General features: G+C 64.0%; 20 protein-coding genes. 10 read left to right on the top strand and 10 right to left on the bottom strand.

The window, feature by feature from the left end; translation table 11 throughout:
* Window positions 1-127: 127 nt before the first annotated feature.
* From A9K66_RS01210 to A9K66_RS01200, 3 genes are read right to left on the bottom strand one after another with little or no spacing between them, the layout of a single operon-like run.
* Entirely contained in the window at window positions 128-550 is a 423-nt protein-coding gene (locus tag A9K66_RS01210; protein WP_067318993.1) for a cupin domain-containing protein, read from the bottom strand.
* A 4-nt stretch (window positions 551-554) separates the two neighbouring features.
* Window positions 555-1418, bottom strand: a complete 864-nt coding sequence (locus tag A9K66_RS01205; protein WP_067318991.1) for a phosphoenolpyruvate hydrolase family protein — start codon at window positions 1416-1418, stop codon at window positions 555-557.
* Window positions 1419-1430: 12 nt separating this feature from the next.
* Window positions 1431-2627: a Tm-1-like ATP-binding domain-containing protein gene (locus A9K66_RS01200; RefSeq protein WP_067318990.1), complete on the bottom strand. Its 1197-nt coding sequence runs from the start codon at window positions 2625-2627 to the stop codon at window positions 1431-1433.
* 118 nt (window positions 2628-2745) lie between these two features.
* Here A9K66_RS01200 and A9K66_RS01195 point away from each other — a divergent pair, with 118 nt between their 5' ends.
* The 7 genes from A9K66_RS01195 to A9K66_RS01165 all read left to right on the top strand — a co-directional run bounded on the left by A9K66_RS01195 (window position 2746) and on the right by A9K66_RS01165 (window position 9447).
* Complete coding sequence (locus tag A9K66_RS01195) at window positions 2746-3435, top strand: TetR/AcrR family transcriptional regulator (protein ID WP_067318987.1); 690 nt, start codon at window positions 2746-2748, stop codon at window positions 3433-3435.
* Window positions 3436-3787: 352 nt separating this feature from the next.
* The gene (locus tag A9K66_RS01190; RefSeq protein ID WP_066989980.1) at window positions 3788-5104 is read left to right on the top strand and encodes an extracellular solute-binding protein; all 1317 of its coding nucleotides are present in this window, start codon (window positions 3788-3790) and stop codon (window positions 5102-5104) included.
* Window positions 5105-5171: 67 nt separating this feature from the next.
* Complete coding sequence (locus A9K66_RS01185) at window positions 5172-6077, top strand: sugar ABC transporter permease (RefSeq protein ID WP_067318985.1); 906 nt, start codon at window positions 5172-5174, stop codon at window positions 6075-6077.
* A gap of 1 nt (window position 6078) precedes the next feature.
* Complete coding sequence (locus A9K66_RS01180) at window positions 6079-7035, top strand: carbohydrate ABC transporter permease (RefSeq protein ID WP_066989974.1); 957 nt, start codon at window positions 6079-6081, stop codon at window positions 7033-7035.
* Complete coding sequence (locus A9K66_RS01175; protein ID WP_066989971.1) at window positions 7032-7253, top strand: hypothetical protein; 222 nt, start codon at window positions 7032-7034, stop codon at window positions 7251-7253. Before A9K66_RS01180 ends, A9K66_RS01175 begins: the two co-directional genes overlap by 4 nt.
* Window positions 7250-8353 (top strand): ABC transporter ATP-binding protein, encoded by a 1104-nt coding sequence (locus tag A9K66_RS01170; protein WP_067318983.1) that lies wholly within the window; start codon window positions 7250-7252, stop codon window positions 8351-8353. Before A9K66_RS01175 ends, A9K66_RS01170 begins: the two co-directional genes overlap by 4 nt.
* Window positions 8353-9447, top strand: a complete 1095-nt coding sequence (locus A9K66_RS01165) for an ABC transporter ATP-binding protein (RefSeq protein ID WP_067318981.1) — start codon at window positions 8353-8355, stop codon at window positions 9445-9447. Before A9K66_RS01170 ends, A9K66_RS01165 begins: the two co-directional genes overlap by 1 nt.
* 33 nt (window positions 9448-9480) lie before the next feature.
* Here the strand turns inward: A9K66_RS01165 and A9K66_RS01160 are convergent, their stop codons facing one another.
* Complete coding sequence (locus A9K66_RS01160; RefSeq protein WP_067318979.1) at window positions 9481-9912, bottom strand: DUF4437 domain-containing protein; 432 nt, start codon at window positions 9910-9912, stop codon at window positions 9481-9483.
* A gap of 110 nt (window positions 9913-10022) precedes the next feature.
* On the bottom strand, window positions 10023-10988 hold the full coding sequence (locus A9K66_RS01155) for an AraC family transcriptional regulator (protein ID WP_067318977.1): 966 nt from the start codon (window positions 10986-10988) through the stop codon (window positions 10023-10025).
* Window positions 10989-11125: 137 nt separating this feature from the next.
* Here A9K66_RS01155 and A9K66_RS01150 point away from each other — a divergent pair, with 137 nt between their 5' ends.
* The gene (locus tag A9K66_RS01150) at window positions 11126-12340 is read left to right on the top strand and encodes an MFS transporter (RefSeq protein ID WP_067318972.1); all 1215 of its coding nucleotides are present in this window, start codon (window positions 11126-11128) and stop codon (window positions 12338-12340) included.
* 61 nt (window positions 12341-12401) lie between these two features.
* On the opposite strand, the gene A9K66_RS01145 is transcribed toward A9K66_RS01150, so the two are convergent.
* The gene (locus A9K66_RS01145; protein ID WP_067318968.1) at window positions 12402-12749 is read right to left on the bottom strand and encodes a GFA family protein; all 348 of its coding nucleotides are present in this window, start codon (window positions 12747-12749) and stop codon (window positions 12402-12404) included.
* Between the two features lie 113 nt (window positions 12750-12862).
* Here A9K66_RS01145 and A9K66_RS01140 point away from each other — a divergent pair, with 113 nt between their 5' ends.
* Window positions 12863-14158: an amidase gene (locus A9K66_RS01140; protein ID WP_067318966.1), complete on the top strand. Its 1296-nt coding sequence runs from the start codon at window positions 12863-12865 to the stop codon at window positions 14156-14158.
* A 19-nt stretch (window positions 14159-14177) separates the two neighbouring features.
* Here A9K66_RS01140 and A9K66_RS01135 read toward each other — a convergent pair whose 3' ends face one another.
* The 4 genes from A9K66_RS01135 to A9K66_RS01120 are packed head-to-tail and all read right to left on the bottom strand — an operon-like array spanning window position 14178 to window position 17996.
* A complete protein-coding gene (locus A9K66_RS01135) occupies window positions 14178-15155 on the bottom strand; it encodes a hydroxyacid dehydrogenase (RefSeq protein ID WP_067318964.1) in 978 nt (325 codons plus the stop codon).
* Between the two features lie 5 nt (window positions 15156-15160).
* A complete protein-coding gene (locus A9K66_RS01130) occupies window positions 15161-15877 on the bottom strand; it encodes a FadR/GntR family transcriptional regulator (RefSeq protein WP_067318961.1) in 717 nt (238 codons plus the stop codon).
* Between the two features lie 2 nt (window positions 15878-15879).
* Window positions 15880-17049, bottom strand: a complete 1170-nt coding sequence (locus tag A9K66_RS01125; RefSeq protein WP_067318959.1) for a mandelate racemase/muconate lactonizing enzyme family protein — start codon at window positions 17047-17049, stop codon at window positions 15880-15882.
* Window positions 17050-17108: 59 nt separating this feature from the next.
* Window positions 17109-17996 carry a sugar phosphate isomerase/epimerase gene (locus A9K66_RS01120; protein ID WP_066989944.1) on the bottom strand — a complete coding sequence of 296 codons (888 nt, stop codon included), beginning with the start codon at window positions 17994-17996 and terminating at the stop codon, window positions 17109-17111.
* A 399-nt stretch (window positions 17997-18395) separates the two neighbouring features.
* Here A9K66_RS01120 and A9K66_RS01115 point away from each other — a divergent pair, with 399 nt between their 5' ends.
* The gene (locus A9K66_RS01115; protein WP_067319631.1) at window positions 18396-19451 is read left to right on the top strand and encodes a sugar phosphate isomerase/epimerase; all 1056 of its coding nucleotides are present in this window, start codon (window positions 18396-18398) and stop codon (window positions 19449-19451) included.
* Window positions 19452-19559: the final 108 nt, after the last annotated feature.

The following is a 19559-nucleotide window of genomic DNA, read 5'->3' as shown; positions in this document are numbered from 1 at the left end:
TCGCGTCAACTCGCACGAGACTGTTCGCGATGTCTCCGCACACCTGTTCGCTGGGCCCCCGTACATACCTGGAGAGGTGATTGCGAAGCAAACCGGTGGGCGAATAACGCCCGCAAGCGATTTGCCATCAATTGCTTGCCTCTCGCGGCAGCAGCTTGAAATCCGGCAGGTCACGCAGCGCTAGCTCGGGGCCGGCCGGCGAATAGACGACGAAAAGCTGCATCGGCTGATCGCCCGTGTTGAGCGTCGAGTGGAAGCGGCTTTCCGGCACATAGACGGTGCAGCCGGGACCGACCTTGGCGACCACCGGATTGCCCTTCTCGTCCTCGACCATCTGTTCGCCATGGCCGGAAATCACGAAGATGATCTCCTCCGCGCCTGGGTGGTTGTGGCGGGTGTGCCCCTTGCCGGGCGGCAGGTCGACGACGCCGCCGGAGAAGCGCTCCGCGCCGTTCACTTCCGGCGCGACCGTGAGGGCCAGCTTGCCCCAGTCGAAGCCGAAGGCGCTGACCTCCTTCGGATAAACGAACACCTTGCTCTTGTCGGCCATTGCCTCATCCCTTGCTAGTTGCTGGCATTTTCGCTTTGCCGATTGCCGCTGCCTTGAAATCCGCCGTCTGCCTGGCGATCGCCGCCTCGGCCGGCAGCCGTTCCATCGAGCTTGCGCCGTAGAAGCCGTGCAGTCCTTCGCAGCGCTCGAGGATGTAGCGCGCATCATGGGGCATGGAGATCGGCCCGCCATGGCAAAGCAGGATGACGTCCTTGCGCACCGAGCGCGCGGCGTCGGCAATCGCATCGATCTCCTCGACGCAGGCATCCAGCGACTTCGCCGAGGTCGCGCCGATCGAGCCGCCTGTGGTCACGCCCATATGGGCTACGACCACGTCGGCGCCCGCCTTGGTCATGGCGCGCGCCTCGTCGGGGTTGAAGACGTAAGGCGTGGTGAGCAGGTCGAGCTTGTGCGCCTCGGCGATCATGTCGACCTCGAGGCTAAAACCCATGCCGGTCTCCTCGAAACTCTGCCGCATGGTGCCGTCGAAGAGGCCGATGGTCGGAAAATTCTGCACGCCGGAAAAGCCCATCGTCTTCAGTTCGGCGAGAAACAGCGGCATGATGACGAAGGGGTCGGTTCCGTTGACGCCGGCCAGCACCGGCGTCTTCTTTACCACCGGCAGCACCTCATAGGCCATTTCCTTGACGATCTCGTTGGCATTGCCATAGGCGAGCAGGCCGGCGGCCGAGCCGCGCCCGGCCATGCGGTAACGGCCGGAATTGTAGATGATGATGAGATCGATGCCGCCGGCTTCCTCGGCCTTGGCCGACAGGCCGGTACCGGCACCGCCGCCGACGATCGGAACGCCATCGGCGATCATCTTGCGGAACCTTTCCAGAATGGTTTTGCGCGGGATGGCGGCCATGTTTGTCGGATCTCACTTCTTGGCGATGTCGAGGAAAGCCTCGGCCGCGGCCTTGGCGAATGCAGGATCGTTGATGTGCAGCGGCAGGCGCGTCACGATACGGTTCCCGGTCGGCTTGATGGTGTGCTCGATGGCTTCGAACAGCGCCGCATCGGCTTGCGGATCGAAGAAGGCGCCGCCTTCGACATCGAGCGCCGACACGCCTTTTTCCGGGATCAGGAAGCGCACCGGGCCGTCGCAACGGGCGAGGCGGCCGCCGATCCATTCGCCGATCCGGCGGCTCTCCTCGGCGGTAGTGCGCATCAGCGTGACATTCGGATTATGCTCATAGAACAGCCGCCCGCGATATTTGTCGGGGATAGTCGGCGGCGCCCAGAAGTTCACCATGTCGAGCGCGCCGACCGAGCCGACATAGGGCAGTTTCGTGCGAGCAATGGCGCCGAAGCGATCCTCCGTCGCCGGCAGCACGCCGTTGAACAGCAAATCGCAGACCTCGGTTGTGGTGATATCAAGGACGCCGGCGAGCAGGCCGCTATCGGCAAGCTTCTCCATCGAGCGGCCACCTGTGCCGGTCGCATGGAAGACCATGCAGTCATAGTCGGCGCACAAGCGCTCGACGATTGCCGTGACACAGGGCGTGGTGACGCCAAACATGGTCAAGCCGAGCGCCGGCTTGCCGGCAGTTGACGGGGCCGGCCTCGCCGCCATGCCGGCGATCGCCTGGGCGGCGTTGTGCAGGACGACGCGCGACAGACGATTGAGGCCGGCCATGTCGGTTACCGACGGCATCATGACGATGTCGGAGACATCGACGTAAGGCGCGGTATCGCCGGAGGCCAGCGTCGAGACCATGATCTTCGGTAGACCGAGCGGTAGGGCGCGCATGCCGGCGGTGACAATCGATGTGCCGCCGCCGCCGCCAATGCCGATCACGCCGGCGACGTCGTCGCGCGATTGGATGAAGCGGATAAAGGCGACACCCATGCCGGCAACGGCGAGTCCGCGGTCGTCAGTGCCGAGCACGCCGCCGGCTCCATCGGGATGATGCGCGGCGACCTCGCTTGCCGCGACATCCACCGGGACGGTCGCGCCGCGTGTGCCGATATCGACGCGGACGACCGAGCCGCCGCCGACGGCGACGGCGTCGGCCAGGAAGGCAAGCTCCTCACCCTTGGTGTCGGCGGTGCCGACCACATAGATACGCTTCATTCGCCTTTCCCCGTCGTCTCCTCGGTTAGCCGGCCTGCTCGGCGGTGCGGCCTGCCGCTTCGGGCCTGGCGCTTGGTCCGGCCATTGCAATTTTTTGAGACGCGCGTATCGTATTGATATGGATGTCTCACGTCAACAAGCCGCTTCCGATGACGCCGAGCAGCTGAGAGCCGGGAAGGGGGCCCGCGCCCGTACCAGGCGGCTGATGCTGGAAACGGCGACGCGGCTGATGCAGTCCGGCGTGACGCCTTCGGTCAGCGAGGTTGCAGAGGCTGCGGAAGTGTCGCGCGCGACCGCCTATCGCTACTTTCCGAGCCAGGCCGCGCTGGTGCAGGCGGTCGTCGACGAGGGGCTCGGACCGATCCTGACCTGGAAATCGAATTCGAAAGATCCGGAACAGCGGGTTGCCGAACTCTTCGCCTCCGCCATGCCGCGCATCGAGGCTTTCGAGGCGACGTTCAAGGCGGCGCTCAAGCTTTCGCTCGACCAGTGGGCGAGACGGCAGGCTGGCACGCTAGGCGCCGAACCGGCTTTCAAGCGCGGCCATCGGATCGACCTCCTGAAGGACGCGATCGCTCCGCTCAAGGGTCAGCTCAAGCCGCGCCAGTTCAAGCGTCTTGCCCAGGCGCTGTCGATGATGTTCGGTGTCGAAGTGCTGATCGTGCTGAAGGATATGTGGGGGCTGGACAGCCGTGACATGATGGCGGTCGCCGAGTGGGCGGCGGGCGCGCTGGTGCGCGCGGCGGTGGCGGAATCAGGAGCGAAGGCGACTGGAGGTTCGGCATCAGCTGAAATAGACATGTCCTGAATCTGGTTCGACCAGATTGGAGAGGATACCAACAACAATGACTGCAATACATCGCTGGAGACAAGGTCTCCGCATATCAAGGAGTACGAAAAATTATAGAAAACAGAGGGATATCGCTTTGAGCGGCTTGTGGAACCGTTTTGGACTGCACAAGAAAGAACTTGACGTCCCTCTTGAATTGGTAATACCAGATCAGGACGCGTAAAGCGGAGCGAAGGTGAAGGTTGCGATCGATTTTCCGGCCGGGCGAGGAGGCCCGAAACCGGAAAGTGCCGTCACGGGAGGAACTGCCAGGGCCGACCGCAATGCCGGCCCGCATGACAAGGTAGAAGGCGCACAAGGGAGGAAAACTATGCGCAAGATAGTGACCAGCGTGATCGCTGGTATCGGGCTGGCGCTTGCCTGCGGGACATCCGTCCGCGCGCAAGACAAGGAACTCACCATCTTCTGGGCGGAATGGGATCCGGCGAACTATCTGCAGGAACTCGTCAACGACTACACGGCCGAGACGGGCGTGAAAGTCACGGTGCAGACCACGCCGTGGCCTGATTTCCAGACCAAGGCCTTCACCGAGTTCAACGCGCATGGCGACGCCTACGACATGGTGGTCGGCGACTCGCAATGGCTGGGCGCCGGCTCGACGCAGGGCCACTATGTGGACCTGACCGACTTCTTCAACAAGCATAAGCTTGGCGATGTGATGGCGCCCGCCACCATTAAATATTATGCCGAGTACCCGGGCGGTTCCGGCAAGTACTGGGCGATCCCGCTGGAAGGCGATGCGATCGGCTGGTCTTACCGCAAGGACTGGTTCGAGGACCCGAAGGAGAAGGAAGCCTTCAAGGCGAAGTACGGCTACGACCTCGATGTTCCGAAGACCTACGCGCAGCTGCGCGACATCGCCGAGTTCTTCCATCGTCCGGACCAGAAGCGCTACGGCGTCGCGATCTACACCGACAACTCGTATGACGCGATGGCGATGGGCGTCGAAAGCGCGATCTTCAGCTATGGCGGCGATCTCGGCGACTACGCGACCTACAAGGTCGACGGCATCACCAATTCCAAGGAGGCCGTCGCCGGCCTCGAAATGTACAAGGAACTCTACAAGTTCACGCCTCCCGGCTGGGGCAAGACGTTCTTCGTGGAGGACAACCAAGCCATCACCGGCGGGCTCGCCGCGATGAGCATGAACTTCTTCGCCTTCTTCCCGCCGCTGGTGAACAAAGCCACCAACCCCTATGCCGACGTGACCGGCTTCTTCGCCAACCCGGCCGGTCCGGACGGCAAGCGCTTCGCCGCTCTCGGCGGCCAGGGCATCTCCGTCGTCTCGTACTCGAAGAACAAGGACGAGGCGATGAAATTCCTTGAGTGGTTCATCAAGGACGAGACCCAGAAGAAGTGGGCCGAGCTCGGCGGCTATACCTGCAGCCAGGCCGTGCTGAAGTCGGAGGCCTTCCAGAACGCTACGCCGTATAACAAGGCCTTCTACGACACGATGTTCATGGTCAAGGACTTCTGGGCAACGCCTGAATATGCCGAAGTGCTCGATCAGCTGAACCAGAACATCTATCCGTTCGTGGTCGGCGGCAAGGGCACCGCCCAGGAAGCGCTCGACAAGACCGCCGCCGACTGGAAGGCGACGTTCACCAAATACAACCGCTACAAGTAGGCGTCACAGTCAGAATGCCGGAGGAGGGTTTCCCCTCCGGCATTCCTGTTTTCAGGGAGAACGACCGTTGGCTTCGGTAGCCCTTACCAATCTTGATCCAGCATCCAGGGCCGCCGCGCGAGGCTGGTCGGATCTGACCATCCGCAACATGTTCATCATCCCGACGCTGGTTTTCCTCATCGTCTTCAACATTTTTCCGCTGATCTATTCGCTCGGCTATTCCTTCACCAACTTCGCCGCGAACCGCAGCGAGCCCTGGCAATTCGTCGGCCTGCAGAATTACCGCGAGCTGCTCAGCGACGATCACATCTGGTCGAACTTCGTCATCACCGCGAAATATGTGATCTTGTCGGTGGCCGGGCAGATGATCGTAGGCTTCGGCCTCGCGCTTCTGCTCAACCGCAGCTTTCCGATGAAGGGCCTGATCACGACCTTGCTGTTGCTGCCGATGATGATGTCGGCGGCGGTCGTCGGCCTGTTCTGGCAGCTGCTCTACAGCCCGTCCTGGGGACCGATCAACTATGTCTTCGGCCTCGGTGACTTCGCCTGGCTCTCCAATCCCGACAGCGCGCTCTACGCCGTCGCGATCACCGACATCTGGATGTGGTCGCCCTTCGTCATGCTGCTGTCGCTCGCCGGCCTGTCGGCGGTGCCGCAGCACCTCTACGAAGCCGCCGCGATCGACCGCGCCAGCTGGTGGTACACCTTCACCCGCATCACGTTGCCGCTGGTCTCGCCGATCCTTTTGATCGCGCTGATCTTCCGCACCATGGAAGCCTTCAAGACCTTCGACATCGCCTACACGATGACGACTCAGCCGACCGCCGAGCTGATCGCGATCCGGCTCTACAAGCAGGCCTTTCAGCAGTGGGACACCGGCAAATCTTGCGCGCTCGCCTACATCGTGCTGATCATGGTGCTGGCCATCACCAACCTCTACGTGAAGTATCTGAACAAGGTGAAGGAGCGCTGAGATGGCCGCCGTCCGCACTTCTTCCGAGGTCGCGCTCAACCGTGTCGCCATCGCCGCGGTGCTGATCGCCACGCTGGTCTTCCTCGCGCCGATCTACTGGATCGCCTCGACGGCATTCAAGCCGAAGGAACTTGCCGTCAGCGTGCCGCCAACCGTGCTGTTCGAGCCCGAGGTGACGCCGTTCGTGCGGCTCTTCACCAAGCGCGTGCAGATGCAGAAGACCGTCGACCCGCAAGTCTACGAAGCCGCGCCCTGGTGGGAAAAGCGCATCTACGACGGCGGCGAGCGGGTACTGAAGGTCGGCAAGGACGTGCAGCTTTCGCAATATCCCGACCGGTTCATGAACAGCCTGATCGTGGCGGTGGTCAGCACCGTTCTCGCCGTCGGCATGGGAACCTTCACCGCCTACGGCTTCTCGCGCTTCAAGATCGCCGGCGAGGCGGACCTTCTGTTCTTCATCCTGTCGACGCGCATGCTGCCGCCGGTGGTCGTCGCCATCCCGATGTTCCTGATGTACCGGGCAGTTGGCCTCAACGACTCCCATATCGGCCTGATCATCCTCTACGTCGCCTTCAACCTGTCCTTCTCGGTCTGGCTGATGAAGGGCTTCATGGATGAGATCCCGAAAGAATATGAGGAGGCAGCACTTGTCGACGGCTATACGCGCATGCAGGCCTTCTTCAAGATCGTTCTGCCCGAGGCCGCAACCGGCATCGCCGCCACCGCCGTGTTCTGCTTCATCACCGCCTGGAACGAGTACGCTTTCGCGCTGATCATGACCAACCGGCGCGCCCAGACGGCGCCGCCCTTCATCCCGTCGCAGATCGGCTCCGGCCTGCCGGACTGGACCACGATCGCGGCGGGCACGTTCCTGTTCCTGCTGCCGGTTGCGATCTTCACCTTCCTGCTGCGCAACCACCTGCTTCGCGGCGTGACTTTCGGAGCGATCCGCAAATGAGTTTTCGCGCCGTCAACGAGAAGTACCTTTTGCCGGCATCGCAGATCCTCATGGTGCTCGGCATCGTCGCGCTCTGCCAGCCATGGAGCCTCAGCCTGCATTCCTATGGGGTGACGATCATCCTGATCGGGCTGATCGGCTTCAACATCACGTCGAAAATCGCACCGGAGCAGAGAGAGGAAACCGGCGCCGTGACGCATGAGGGGGCCGGGCAGTGACGCAGATCGAACTTCGCGGCATCGAGAAATTCTTTGGTGCGGTCCAGGTCATCCATAATCTGAACCTCGCCATCGCCGACAACGAGTTCATCGTGCTGCTTGGACAGTCGGGCTGCGGCAAGACGACGACGCTGCGCGCGATTGCCGGGCTCGAGACGATCGATCAGGGCGACATCCTGATCGACGGCAAGGCGGTGCAGCATCTGAAAGCTGCAGACCGCGACATCGCCATGGTGTTCCAGTCCTTCTCGCTCTATCCGCATATGACGGTCTTCGAGAACATCGCCTTTCCGTTGCGGGCCACGCGGATGAGCAGCAGTGAAGTCGACACCTCGGTGCGCGAGATCGCAAGGGTGTTGCGGATCACCGACCTGCTCGACAAGCGACCGTCTGCGCTTTCGGGCGGCGACATGCAACGCGTGGCGATCGGCCGCGCGCTGGTGCGGCGGCCGAAGGCGATGCTGATGGATGAGCCGATCGGCGCCCTGGACGCCAAGCTGCGCGAGGAAATGCGGGCCGAGATCAAGCGGCTGCACATCAAGCAGGGATCGACCACGATCTATGTCACCCACGACCAGATCGAGGCGATGAGTCTGGCCGACCGCATCGTCATCATGCATGAGGGCTTCATCCAGCAGGTCGGCACGCCGGACGAGGTCTACTCGCATCCGGCAAACCTGTTCGTGGCGCAATTCGTCGGCAGCCCGGTGATGAACATCGCCGAGGCGAGCGTCGCCGATCTGGCCGGCGCGGCCTCCGTCACCGTCGGCGGTGCGCCGGCGGGTTTCGAGTTCCCGCGCGAGCTCCTGTCCAGGCTGAACGGGCATTCCAATGGTGGCTTGACGCTCGGCATCCGTCCGGAAGGCGTGCTCGTCCGGCATGATGCCGCTCCCGGCTACGTGCCGGTCGAAGCGCAGATCATCGAGCCGCTCGGCTCCTTCGACATTGTCGACCTCAAGGTCGGCTCCAAGATGCTGCGCGCCCGCACCAAGGCAGGCTACGTGTCGGGTCCGGGCGAGAAGGTTCATGCCCGCATCGACCCGGAACAGGCGCATTTCTTCGACACGGCAAGCGGCAAGTCGCTGGGAGTAAGGCTGTAATGGCCCATATCGAACTGAAGAACATCACCAAGAAGTTCGGCGGCCATACCGCGCTGACGGGTCTCAACCTCAATATCGCCGATGGCGAGTTCTTCGTGCTTTTGGGCGAAACCGGCGCCGGCAAGACGACGACGCTCCGGATGATCGCCGGCCTCGAGAAACCGACCGAGGGCCAGGTCTTCATCGACGGCGTCGACGTCGCCGACTGGAGCGCGGCCGAGCGCGACGTGGCCTTGGTGCTGCAGCAATATTCGCTCTATCCGCGCTACACGGTGCGGCAGAATCTCGAGTTTCCGCTGAGGCCAAAGATTCGCCGGCTGCCGGATGCCGAGATCAAGGACCGCGTCGCGCGCGCCGCCCGCACGCTGCGCATCGAGCATCTGCTCGACCGCAAGACCGACCGGCTCTCCGGTGGCGAGATGCAGCGCGTCTCGATCGGCCGCGCGATCGTGCGCAAACCACGCGTGTTCCTGATGGACGAGCCGCTGTCGGCGCTCGACGCCAAGCTACGCGAGGCGCTGCGCACGGAGTTGAAGAACCTGCAGATGCAGCTCGGTGCCACCTTCCTGTTCGTCACCCACGACCAGATCGAAGCGATGTCGATGGGCGACAAGGTCGGCGTCCTGAACCATGGCCGCATCGTTCAGACCGGCACGCCGCAGGAGATCTACAACAATCCCCGCGATACCTATGTCGCAAGCTTCGTCGGCTCGCCGCCGATGAACCTCATCGACGGCACGCTGGTCGACGACCGCGCGGTGATGGCGCCGATGAGTTTCGAATTGCCGGTTGGCGGGGGGGCCAGGGGGCTAAAGACGGGCGGCGCGAGCGACGGTCGCCCGCTCGTCTTCGGCATCCGTCCGGAGGACGTCTATCTGGAAGGCGGCGCGCCGGTCGAGGCTAAGGTCCACGATGTCGAGAACCACGGCGTCGAGAAGATCGTGACGCTGAGGGTCGGCGACACGATGCTGAGAGCCACCGTGCCGGCGAGAACCGCGGTCGAGATCGAGCAGCCGGTCCGCTTTGCCTGGAACGCGGACAAGGTGGTGCTGTTCGATAAGGGCAGCGGGGTCAGCCTGCGGCACGCCGGATAGCGGGCGGACCGGCCGATTGCTATCGGCCCGCACTTACTTCGGCAGATAGGTCTCGTAGGGCGTGTCGTTGATCAGCAGGATCACGCATTCGGTGTCGGACAGGCAGGCATCGTCATGCATCTCGTTGGCTTTCTGGGTCCAGTAGGAGCCCGGCGGCAGCTCGACCTTGGTCGCCTCGCCGCCTTGGATCTGCCAATGCGCCCAGAGCCCCTTGATGACCACGGCGCGATAGTCGGCGGTGTGCGCGTGGACCGGCGCGCGCCAGTTCCCGGGAACTTTGAGCAGCGTGCCGGCCGCGCCCTCGGTCCGCGAGCCCCATAGCGGGCCGAGGCGCTGCGGCTGGTCCGGCGCTTCGACGACATAAGGGATCTTGTCGGCCGTCAGATAGCTGTCTTCAAGGCCGAATGCCTGCCCCGGAGAGATGGTGAGCGCGGCGAGCGCAAGCGCTGCGAGTTGATTAGCCATGAGCGGTTCCTCCTCGGCTCAGCTTAGGCAATCCCTGTCGGTGAAGAATGACGCGTCGTCCAAAAGACTTGGCAATTCCTCCAGCGTGGTAGCGTCCTGAACGCCGGCTGTCAGGATTGCTCGCCGCCGCCATTGCGCAGATGGCTCGGCGCGACACCCATCACCCGCTTGAAGGCGCGGCTGAAGGAAGCTTCCGAATCGTAGCCCAGTTTCGCCGCCACGACAGACACCCGCATGCCGTCGCGGGCGAGCCATTGCCGCGCCTGATGCATGCGCACGCGCAGCACATATTTGGCCGGCGTCTCGCCGACCACGGTGGCGAAGCGCTGCGCGAAGGCGGAGCGAGACGCGCCCATCAATCGGGCCAGGGCCCCGACCGTCCAATCCCGGTCGGGCTGCAGATGAATAGCGGCGAGCACCTTGCCGACGTCAGGATTGCGCACCGCGGCGATCCATCCGGTCGCGTCGCCGCAGCCGTTCTCTACCCAGGAGCGGATGATTGTGGCGGCGAGCACGTCAGCCAGGCGGGCGAGAATGCCGCCCGAGCCGACCCGGTCCATCGTCACCTCGCCAGCCATCGCATCGAGCAGATGCTGGATGCCCGGCGCGTTCGCCATCAGCTTATGCGCCTGCATCAGGTCGGGCATCATGTCGAGCAGCGGATGCGAGCCGTCGAGATTGAAATGCATGCTGCCGCAAAACAGCAAGGTCTTGCAGCCGTCGCAGCCGTTGGAGACGTCATAGATGTTCTCGCAGACCGGCTCGATCGTGTAGCGGCCGATCGGCACGGGCGGAACGCCCGGCGCGCTCGCCAGCACATGCTCATCGCCACGCGGGATCAAGAGCGCGTCGCCGACAGAGAGCTCGATCCATTCCTTGGCCGGTGAGAACAGCCAGCAGCCCTGTTGGCCGATGAAATGGAACCGCGCCGCCTTCTGCGCGGGGAAGGAAACGGCCCACGGTTCGCCCAGCACGCAGCGGCCATAGTCGACGCCGTCGAGCCGCAATCCGCGCAGCATGTCGGTCAGCGGATCGCCGGACGCCGGGAATGTGGTTTTGGACGAATTGTAATTCATTCCGGCGTTTCTAGCATGGAAACTCCAGCCGGTCACTCCCTATGTTGCACTGCAGCGTCGCGCGCCAGGCCTGTAACGGGTGGATCCCGAACTGGCGGTCTTCCAAATGGCGCCGCAAAACAGATCGGAGATTTCCCATGACCGAACCCGCCACAGGCGTCATCGATGCCGCTGTTCTCGATAGAACCGAAGCCGAGGAGCGAAGCGAGCCTGTATGGGGCGCGGTGGTCTCGCTGGCGCTCGGCGTGTTTGGCTTGGTGACCGCCGAATTTCTGCCCGCTAGCCTGCTGACGCGGCTGGCGCAGGATCTCGGCGTCAGCGAAGGCGCCGCCGGCCAGGCCGTGACGGCGACGGCCGTCGTCGGCGCGATCGCAGCACCCACGATGGCCATCGTCACCAAGCGGCTGGACCGCAGGCTGGTCATGTGGCTGCTCACCTTGCTTCTGATCGTCTCCAACCTGCTTGCCGCCTTCGCCTCCTCGCTCACGATGCTGCTTCTGGCCCGCGTGGTGCTGGGCGTCGCGCTCGGCGGCTTCTGGTCGATGTCGGCCGCCATGGCGATGCGACTGGTGCCGATGCGGCTGATGCCGCGCGCAATGTCGATCATCCTGACCGGCGTATCGGTGGCGACCGTCACCGCGGCGCCGGTCGGCGCCTATGTCGGCGACATCTGGGGCTGGCGTACGGCCTTCATGATCGCGGCGGTCGTCGGCGCGCTGACGCTGCTTGTACAGCTTGCCACCATCCCCAGCCTGCCGCCGACGGCCGTGGCGAGCTTTCGCACGCTGATCGAGGTATTGAAGCGGCGGACGATCCGCATCGCCCTGCTGGTCGTGCTGCTCGTCGCCTCGGGACAGTTTGCCGGCTTCACCTATGTGCGGCCATTCCTGGAGACGGTGCCGGTCATGCCGATCGAGACCATCTCGCTGGTTCTGCTCGCCTATGGCATCGGCGGCTTCTTCGGCAATTTCGCCGGCGCTTTCCTGGCCGAGCGCAATCTGAAGCTTGCGGTCGGACTGGCGCCGCTGCTGATCGCGCTGTCGGCGCTTGCCATGCTCACCGTCGGCACTTCACCGGTGATTGCGGCAATCGCAGTTGCGGCATGGGGCTTTGCCTTCGGCGCGGTGCCGGTCGGGCTGCAGACTTGGCTGGTGCGCGCCGCTCCCGACCAGGCCGAGAGCGCCGGCGGCCTGATGGTCGCGACGTTCCAGGTGGCGATCGCGCTGGGCGCAGTCTTCGGCGGCCTGCTGGTCGACCATGCCGGCGTCGCCAGCGCATTCGGCTACGGTGCCATGGCAACGCTGCTCGCAGCGCTGGTGACTTTCGCCGTCGGGCCGAAACAGGCTGAATAACCTTGGACGCCGACAAGCCAGCCGGTACGGCCGGCTTGTCGGCAGGGCGATGCAGTCTGGGCTAAGCCGAGCGGCCGTCGAACTCGAATACCTCGATGGCGGCGTGATCGATGCCGTCGAGGCAATTGATGTTGATGTAGGCGCTGCGCTCGCTGCCTTGACTGACATCCTCGGCGAAGGGATGGATGCCGCAAGTCCGGCAGAAGCGATGCGCGATCAAGCCCTTGCCGAAGGTGTATTTGCCGAGGTCGTCGCCCCAGGCAACCAGGCGCATGCTGGCGTGCGGCACGGCCCAAAGCAGCGCCCCCTTGCGCGCGCAGATCGAGCAGTTGCAGCGCACGGCGCCGCCGAGCTCGCCTGCGACCTCGAAAGCCACCTTGCCGCAGTGGCAACTGCCTTTGTACAGCATCAGTCTCTTTCCTATCGCTGGCAGGTGCAAAGGCACCCTTGCCGGGTTATCCATCCGCTAGCCAAATCGGCTGCCTTAAAAGACGTTGCATCCTTGCGGAGTCCGACATCGACATGCAATCCGTGCGCGACCGTCTCGAAATCATCCTGTCACGTCTTGCCAATCGCGCGGCTGACGAAAAGGTCTACGTCAAGCTCTATGCGCAGGCGGCGCTCGCCGCAGCGGATGCAGCCGACGCGCGGCAAAGAGCCGGCGTCTGCCTCGGGCCGCTCGATGGCGTGGTCGTGTCGATCAAGGATCTGTTCGATGTCGCCGGCGAGCCGACCCGGGCAGGCTCGGCGATGCTCGCCGGTGCTCAGCCCGCCGCGCAGGACGCGGCGATCGTGCGCCGGCTGCGCCAGGCGGGCGCGGTCATCCTCGGCAAGACCAACATGACCGAATTCGCCTTCACCGCGATCGGTGACAACCTGCACTACGGCACGCCGGGCAATGCGGCGGATGCCAGCCTGATCCCGGGCGGTTCTTCATCCGGCGCCGGCGTTGCGGTGGGAGAAGGCAGCAGCCAGATCTCGATCGGTTCGGACACGGGCGGCTCGGTACGCATCCCGGCCTCGCTCAACGGCGTGGTCGGCTTCAAGCCGACGGCCCGGCGCGTGCCTTTGGACGGCGCCTTTCCCTTGTCGGCCACACTGGATTCGATCGGTCCGCTCGCCCGCAGCGTCGCTGATTGCGCGGTTGCCGACGCGATCATGGCGGGGGAGGAGCCAGTTCCCCTCCAGCCGATCCCGCTCGCCGGTCTGCGCATCGGCGTTCCGCGCGGCCGGCTCTTTGATGACACGCAAGCCGACGTCGCCGCGGCCTTTGAGGCGTGCACCAGCCAGATGGAGCGGGCAGGGGCGCGCGTTGCCGATTTATCGATCGATGACCTCATTGGCGGGATGCGCGCGGCGACCATGCGCGCCTCGATCGCGTCGATGGAGGGTGCGGAGGTGCATGCCGACTGGCTGGCGACCGGGGCCTCGGTGCCCGTCGACCCACATGTCAGCGGGCCTTTGTCGCGCGCGCTGACGGTTCCCGCTTCCGCCTATATCAGGACAATCCGCCGCCGGGCGGAACTGGTCGCGGCCATGACGGAACGGCTGCAAGCGGTCGACGCGCTTGCTCTGCCGACCGTGCCGATGGTCGCGCCGTCGATCGCGGCGATGGCCGGCGACGAAGCGCTACGCGACAGGACGGAAGGCTTGCTCCTGCGCAACACGCAGGTCGCCAACCAGTTCGATCTCTGTGCGATCTCGCTGCCGATGCCGGGCACGAAGCTGCCGGCTGGGCTGATGCTGGTGGCGAGGCATGGGCACGACCGACGTCTGCTCGGAATTGCTGCCGCGGTGGAGGCTTTGCTGAGCGGTTGAGGTGGTGGCTGCGGCGCAATCAGTCGGCCGGAAAGCGCCGGCGGTAACGCTCGATCACTTCCGGGTTCCGCAGGTTGACCGGCAGCTTGTCGGCAAGCACCAGCAAGGCCTCGTTCGCAGCGCCGACGCCCATGCGCATCATCGATTCCTCGGTGATGCCGGCCATATGCGGAGTGATGATGACGTTGTCGAAGCTGAAATAGGGATGGCTCGGCGGCAGCGGCTGGGTCGCAAAGACGTCGAGCGCCGCACCGCCGATACGGCCTTTTCGCAGCGCTTCAATCAGCGCCTCGTCATCGACCACCGGCCCGCGCGAGACATTGATCAACAGCGCATTGGGCTTCATGCGGGTGATGCGCTCGCGGCTGATCAGGCCGCGCGTCTCCTCGGTCAGCGGGCAGCAGAGCACGATGATGTCGCTCTGCTCGACCAGCGCGTCTATCGACAGGAAACCGACGCGCTCGGGCGCCGGGCGCAGGCTGCGCGTCGTCGCCACGACCTTGAGGTCGAAGCCGTGCGCGGCGATGTGGCCGACGGCCTGGCCGACGGCGCCGAGGCCGACAATGCCGATCGTCTTGCCGGCGAGCTCGCTGGTTGAATTGGCGTGCTCGCGCCCGGCGAGCCAGCCCTTGGCGCGCAGGTCGCGATCCATGATGCGGAAGCGCCTGAGCAGCGCCAGCGCCGTGAACACCACATGTTCGGCCACCGAGCGGGCATTGACGGCCGGCACGTTCGCCACCAGCACGCCGGCGGCGGTGGCCGCCTCGACCGGGATCATGTCCAGTCCCGCGCCATGGCGGATCGCGGCGCGCAACAGGGACGCGCCTGCGAACAGCTCCGGCGGCAGCGGCGCTCGGACGATGACGATTTCGGCGTCTTTCGCCTCGGCAGCCAGCGTTTTTGCATCGAGCGCGGAGGCGACGACCAGCCGGCCGGCTCCCGCCAGCATGCTTGTCGCGCGCGGATGTAGCGGGTGCGTCGACAGGATCTTGCGCATGAAGCTCAGGCCCTTTCGAGCGCCGCGCTTTTCGGCTCGGTCCAGCGACCTTCGATGATCCCCTTCCAGTAGCTCTCGGCCCCTTGCAGGTGCGCACTCATCAGCGCCTGGGCGAGGTTGCCGTCGCGGCGCAACAGCGCCTCGTAGATCTGGATGTGTTCGGCATGCGAGCGCATGCTGCGCTCCAGATCGTTGAAATAGATCGGCAGGCGCTGCTCGCCCATCAGGTAGTAGACGCTGCAGATGTTGTGAAAGACGCCGTTCTTGGTCGCTCGCACGATCTCGAGGTGGAACTCGCGGTCTTCCTTGGCGAGGCCTTCGCCGGCGGCGATGCGCTCCTCGGAAGCCTTCAGGATCTCGCGCAGCCGCTCGAAATTCTCCTCGGTGGCGCGTGAGCAGGCAAGCTCGGCCGCCTTGATCTCGTGGATCTTGCGCAGCTCGACGGTCTCGTAGATCTGCACCGGATCCAGCGGCAGGCCCGCGCGGGCGAAAAGCGCTAACGCTTCCACGCTCGCCTGCTTGGTATCGATATAGATGCCGGACTTGGCGCGGCGCTCGACGATGCGCATCGCTTCGAGGATGGCAAGCGCCTCGCGGATCTGGCCGCGGCTGACGGCGAAATGCTCCGCCAGCTCGCGCTCCGACGGCGTGCGGCCCGACTCCTTGTCCGAGTTGGAGAACAGATAGGCGGCGAGTTCCGCAAGAAGGTTCTTTTCTTTCATCGTCAAATGCGTAGCGCGTGCGCCTCCAGGAATCGCTCCGAAACGGTGAAACCCAATCCGGGCTTTTCAGGGATCGCTATCATACCGTCCTTTGCTTCGACAGTCTCCTCGACGAGATCGTGGATCATCGGATTGGCGCCCAGCGAATACTCGACGATGAAGGTCGCGGGGGAAGCCGCGCAGACATGCAGTCCGGCGAAGAAGCAGGGCGCGCCGGCCCACAGATGCGGCGCGAAGCGCAGGTTAAAGGCGCTGGCGATGGTGCCGATCTTCATCGCCTCGCTGATGCCGCCGCAGAAGGCGGGATCAGGCTGGAAGATGTCGGCCGATTTCAGCACGGCCAGATCGCGAAAGGCATAGCGGGTCGCCTCGCTCTCGCCGGTGGCGATCGGGGTCGAACCGGACGCGCGCACCTCGGCCATACCGTGCTTGTCGTCGGCGATCACCGGCTCCTCGAACCAAGCCAGATCGAGATCGGCGGTGAGGCTGATGAAGCGCTTGGCCTCGGCGACGGTGTAGGTGCCGTGCGCGTCCACCATCAGTTCGACGTCAGGACCGATCGCTTCCCTGGCGGCGCGGACGCGCGCGGCCGAGATATGCGGGGCGCCGTCCATGGCGCCGATGCGCATCTTCAGCGCCTTGAAACCGCCTTTGGCGATATAGGATTTGAGCTGGTCGCCGATGGTATCGGCTGGCGCCCAGCCGCCCGAGGCATAGGCTTGCATGCGCTCGACCTTGCGGCCGCCGAGCAGCCGCCAGACCGGCTGCCCCAGCGACTTGCCGAGAATGTCCCAAAGCGCGATGTCGACGGCGCTGATCGCCGCCACGCTCATGCCGCGCCGCGCCAACTGGGGCATGGCATGGCCGGCATGGGCCGCCGTGTGGTGTCGAACGCCGTTGTAGAGCATCTCCCAGATGATGCCGATATCGGCCGGATCGAGGCCGATGAGCTGCGGCGCAATCTCGTGGTTCAGCAGGTGGACCAGCGCGCCATAGCTGCCGGCGCTGCCGGCGGCGTTCTTGCCCTCGCCCCAGCCGACCAGGCCGTCGTCGGTCTCGACGCGCAGGATGGCGGCGTCGAACGTCGTCACCTGACCGAAGTCGCTGCGATGCTGCTTTGCGACTTCGATCGGTATGCGAACCCACCAGGCCTGGACGCTTTTTATACGCATCTTGATCCCCGGCCCGCCGCCCGGCGAGGACGGTAGGGCTAAGCTCCCAATCGGAACGTCTACTTGATCAGCGGCAGAAGCGTTTCGGCGGTGATGCGCATCTGATCGGTGTAGAACTTCTCGGTGAGCACGCTGGAGCCGTGATCCTGGATGAATTTGAGCTGCTCGGGCGAGATGTCGACCGGGTTGCGCTCCACCATCTCCGGATAGGGGGCGGCCGGCGTGCGGTCGACCGGGGCGACGAACTCGTTGGTCAGCGCGCCGTCATAGCCGATCTCCTTCAGCGTGCCGACGATCTTCGGCCAGTCGATCTGGCCGAGACCCGCGGCGAAGCGGTTGTTGTCGGCGACATGGAAGTCGTAGAGGCGCTTGCCGACCTGGCGGATGGCGTCATAGACGTTAAATTCCTCCATATGGATGTGGTAGGCGTCGAGGCAGACGCCGCATTCCGGGCTCACCGCATCCGCGAGCGCGAGCGCCTGGGCACCACGATTGAAGAGGTAGGTCTCGAAGCGGTTGAGCGGCTCGACGGCGATCTTGACGCCGACCTTCTTGGCATGCGCGAAGCATTCGCGCGTGGCGTCCACCACCCAGCCCCACTCTTCCGCCTCCGTGCCGTCGGGCACTACCTTGCCGACGGTGGCGGGAACCAGCGTGATGATCTCGCCGTCAAGCTCGCTGACCATGGTCAGCACGTCCTTGACATACTGTACCGATCGCTCGCGCTGGCCCTGGTTCTTGGCGGCAAGGTTGCGTTCGCCCAGCATCAGCGTCACCGAACCCCAGCAACGTATGCCGTGCTCCTTCAGGAGCGCGCGCGTTTCCTTGGTCTTGTACTGCTCGGGCTCGCCGGAAATCTCGATCGACTCATAGCCGAACTTCTTGATGCGCTTCAGCGTCACCTCCAGCGGCTCCGCCCGCATCCAGTTGTGCGTCGAAAGGTGCATGGTCTATCCTTCCCAGAATTCGCCTGTCACGTTTTTCGCGGCGTTCTCCACCGAGCCCGTCGCATGATCTCCTCCCCACGGCGTTCCAGTGTTTTTTCTCGAAACTGGTTCGACCAATTGGGCCTGACAGAACCTCTACAGCAAATTCACAGTAACGGCAAGGAGACCACTTATTGGGCTCAACTCATCAGTCAATGCTTTGATTTGAATAGATTAGATACCTTTCGGCAATCGTGCGGATCGCATTCCAGCTGTTTATGGCCGCTTGACCAAACAGCCGTATTTGGTAATACCAGAATGCCGCTGCTTGTCGGCGCCGAGACGAACGGTCGAAGAGGCTAGCCCTCGCTTCAATCGGCGCTATGCTTGGTCCATGAGAACGAGAGAGGGAGGATGCCGATGCCGACGACGATGAAGGGTCCCGGCCTGTTTCTGGCGCAGTTCGCGGGCGACGCCGCGCCGTTCAATTCGCTGGCTTCGATCACCAAATGGGCGGCCGGGCTCGGCTACAAGGGCGTACAGATCCCGACCTGGGACGGACGCCTGTTCGACCTGAAAAAGGCGGCGTCGTCGAAAACCTATTGCGACGAGGTCAAGGGCATCTGCACTGAAGCCGGCGTCGAGATTACCGAACTGTCGACGCACCTGCAGGGGCAGTTGGTGGCGGTGCATCCGGCTTACGACGCGCAGTTCGACGGGTTTGCGCCACCCGAGGTGCATAACAATCCGAAGGCCCGGCAGAAATGGGCGGTCGAGCAGATGGAATTCGGCGCCAAAGCATCGAAGAATCTCGGCCTCAAGGCGTCGGTAAGCTTCAGCGGCGCGCTCGCCTTCCCGTACCTCTATCCGTGGCCGCAGCGGCCGCCTGGGCTGATCGAGGAGGCGTTTGCCGAGCTTGGCAAGCGCTGGAAGCCGATCCTCGACGTCTATGACGAGAACGACGTCGATATCGGCTACGAGATTCATCCAGGCGAGGACGTATTCGACGGCGCGACCTTCGAGATGTTCCTCGACGCGGTCGGCGGCCACAAGCGCTGCAACATCAATTACGACCCGTCGCACTTCCTGTTGCAGCAGCTCGACTATCTCGAGTTCATCGACATCTACCACGAGCGGATCAAGGCCTTCCACGTCAAGGATGCCGAGTTCAACCCGACGGGGCGGCAAGGCGTCTATTCGGGCTATCAGGGCTGGGTGAACCGTGCCGGGCGTTTCCGTTCACTCGGCGACGGGCAGGTCGATTTCAGCGGCATCTTCTCCAAGCTCACCCAGTACAACTACGATTCCTGGGCGGTGCTGGAATGGGAATGCTGCCTCAAGCATCCCGAGGACGGCGCGGCCGAAGGCGCACCCTTCATCCAGCATCATATCATCCGGGTCACCGAAAGGGCCTTTGATGATTTCGCCGGCGGCACCAGCGACAAGAAGCTGCTGCGCGCGATGATGGGGATTTAGCACCTTTATCCTCCCCTCGAGGGGAGAGTGGCCCAAAGGGCCGGGCTGGGTCGGTTTATGCCGAGATCCACGCCCGGCGACCCCACCCGATCCGCTGTGCGGATCGAC

Origin of the sequence: Mesorhizobium sp. AA23 (assembly GCF_001672435.1) — a bacterium.
GTDB lineage: Bacteria > Pseudomonadota > Alphaproteobacteria > Rhizobiales > Rhizobiaceae > Mesorhizobium.
Note: the sequence above shows the minus strand (reverse complement) of the source record. Positions and strands in the feature narration are given on the sequence as shown.